Source organism: Staphylococcus sp. EG-SA-2 (assembly GCF_017152085.1).
This window is the reverse complement of sequence record NZ_JACYHC010000652.1, coordinates 1-2177: the sequence shown is the minus strand read 5'-3', so window position 1 is coordinate 2177 and position 2177 is coordinate 1. Positions and strand designations below refer to the sequence as shown.

The following is a 2177-nucleotide window of genomic DNA, read 5'->3' as shown; positions in this document are numbered from 1 at the left end:
TTGATGTCTTAGTAGTAGCTACTGCATCTGCAAATACAATTTTTGGTTTATCACGTTCAATCTTTGTTTCTAATTGATTGATTGTGTTGTTAGCAATTTTTAAAGCACGTTGCATAATCATTTCTGGACTGTTCCATGCTTTCTCTACTTGGATGAAATACTCTCTAAAATCAAAACCTTTTTCTGTACCTGACATCATCGCAACATGTTTAGCTACATCAAGTGTTAAAGCATAATCTTCTAGTTGTCTTACAGCTCCGTTATTAACAACCGTACTTGTAAGTACACTTGTAAAATCCCTATTTTCTTTGAAATGCTTCAAGTTAATTTCTGCCCAAGCGCTAAAACGCTTTTTAACTTCCAAAGCTTTATATAACTCTCTTGCACTTATTGCGATTTCTCCATTTTCTTTTTCTTGTATGTTGAACATTTCGCCGATGTTCGATTTTGTTTTTAATGCTTGCATATTGTTTATGCTCCTTTCGTGTATAATGTTGTTATCAACCTAAGGAGGTGATAAGTATGGACATAATCGCGATTTGTATCGCAATTTTTAGTTTCTTACTGACTGCACTTAAATATTATTTAGACTATATGAAAGATTCTCTTAACATCGATGTTATACCTACCAGAAGCTTTAATTACTTGGTCGATGACAAATCAAGTTACAACGATATAACATTTATTAATTTCACAAAGTTTCCCATTTCTGTTATTGACGTTGAATTTGATATTAAAAATAAAGTAAATGAACAAAAAACGTTCAAACCTATACGATATAAAGATAAAAACTACTCCATTCCATTTACTTTAGGACCTTATGAAAGTGTAGAATGTACTTTTTTGCTCGAAGAATATCCAGTGATATGGGAATGGGATGTGACTATCAAAGTCACTACCAACAAAGGAATCTATATAAAGCCTGTTATCATAGAATCGCGGACAGAACACCGAGAATCAGAGCCACAAGTGACAGAGTTAACATCAGCAAATAAGGTAAGTGCTCTTTCCAACCCCAAGGATGGTTTTTTAAAGAAGTTTTTATATCATTTAAAACCTTAAACATTTAAAATCCTCCCTTTCCGTCACTCTTTAATTGGAGTGGCGTTGATTTTTTCGTCTAACTTTTTCAATGCTAATTTGTAAATAACTGAAGCATGTTCGGTTTTAAAATGAGATTCAGCAATAATTTTCAATGTTTCTAATTTATTTCTTGCATCACCGTATGTGGTACTTTCTGATAGAACACCTTCTAAAATTTGTTGAACTCGATAATCTAAAAGTTTTAAGTCTTTATTGATGCATTGTTCGACACACTCTTCTTTGGTTAACGTGATTTGTTCCATTGTGTCCCTCCTTAAGTTCATATAACATGAACTTTTTCTTTAAAAAAATATAAGTGTATTTTCTCTACCGGTATATCTAGTAGTTGTATAGCTTTCCATATTTCACTGTCTTTCCAACCAACTTTACCGTTGAGTTTTAAGGATAAACTTCTCTCTGACAATTTCATAGCAATTGCAAAATTGTACTGAGTGCCATACTTTTCTACTATTTTCCCGCTCAAACGTGAGTAGTCGTAACACATAAAAGCACCTCCTCTCAAGTTCACGTATCATGAACTTAACTATACTTTACACCTTGTTTTGAATCAAGTCAATACAAAAATTCATGATTTATGAACTTTTTTGTTGAATTTTTGTTCAACAAGCTTTATTATGAAGTTATCAAACGGAGGTGCACTAAATGAGAGAAAAAGTTTCAAATAGACTTAAACACATTATGAAAATAAGAAACTTAAAACAAGTAGATATCATTAATAAATCGAAACCTTATCAAAAGAAACTAGGTATATCTTTAAGTAAAAGCACTTTATCTCAATATATTAACGACGTACAATCACCCGACCAAGATAGAATTTACCTACTTTCTAAAACTCTGAACGTTGGTGAAGCGTGGCTTATGGGGTATGATGTAGATTCTTATCGAGTTCCTGATGAAGAACGTCAAGATGAAACGATAATGTCAAAAATCAATAACATATTTTCTCAACTCACACCTCCCCGCCAAGAAAACGTACTTAACTATGCAAATGAACAATTGGAAGAACAGAATAAAGTCACTTCTATAGATGGATATAAAGAGTCTAAACTAGTATCGTATATTGCATGTGGTGC

5 protein-coding genes are annotated in these 2177 nt (G+C 32.4%); 2 read left to right on the top strand and 3 right to left on the bottom strand.

Translation table 11 applies throughout. The features are described 5' to 3' along the window. On the bottom strand, window positions 1–466 hold a 466-nt coding region (locus tag IDG60_RS11705; protein WP_169539143.1), incomplete at its 3' end, for an antA/AntB antirepressor family protein. A gap of 56 nt (window positions 467–522) precedes the next feature. On the opposite strand from IDG60_RS11705, the gene IDG60_RS11700 reads away from it, so the two are divergent. Beyond that, entirely contained in the window at window positions 523–1062 is a 540-nt protein-coding gene (locus tag IDG60_RS11700; protein ID WP_000351243.1) for a hypothetical protein, read from the top strand. Between the two features lie 23 nt (window positions 1063–1085). Here IDG60_RS11700 and IDG60_RS11695 read toward each other — a convergent pair whose 3' ends face one another. Further along, window positions 1086–1346 (bottom strand): transcriptional regulator, encoded by a 261-nt coding sequence (locus tag IDG60_RS11695; RefSeq protein ID WP_000435341.1) that lies wholly within the window; start codon window positions 1344–1346, stop codon window positions 1086–1088. A 17-nt stretch (window positions 1347–1363) separates the two neighbouring features. Then, the gene (locus IDG60_RS11690; RefSeq protein ID WP_000338186.1) at window positions 1364–1588 is read right to left on the bottom strand and encodes a helix-turn-helix domain-containing protein; all 225 of its coding nucleotides are present in this window, start codon (window positions 1586–1588) and stop codon (window positions 1364–1366) included. A gap of 158 nt (window positions 1589–1746) precedes the next feature. Between IDG60_RS11690 and IDG60_RS11685 the strand changes: the two genes are divergently transcribed. Further along, the coding region (locus IDG60_RS11685) for a helix-turn-helix domain-containing protein (RefSeq protein ID WP_164790308.1) at window positions 1747–2177 on the top strand (431 nt) is incomplete at its 3' end.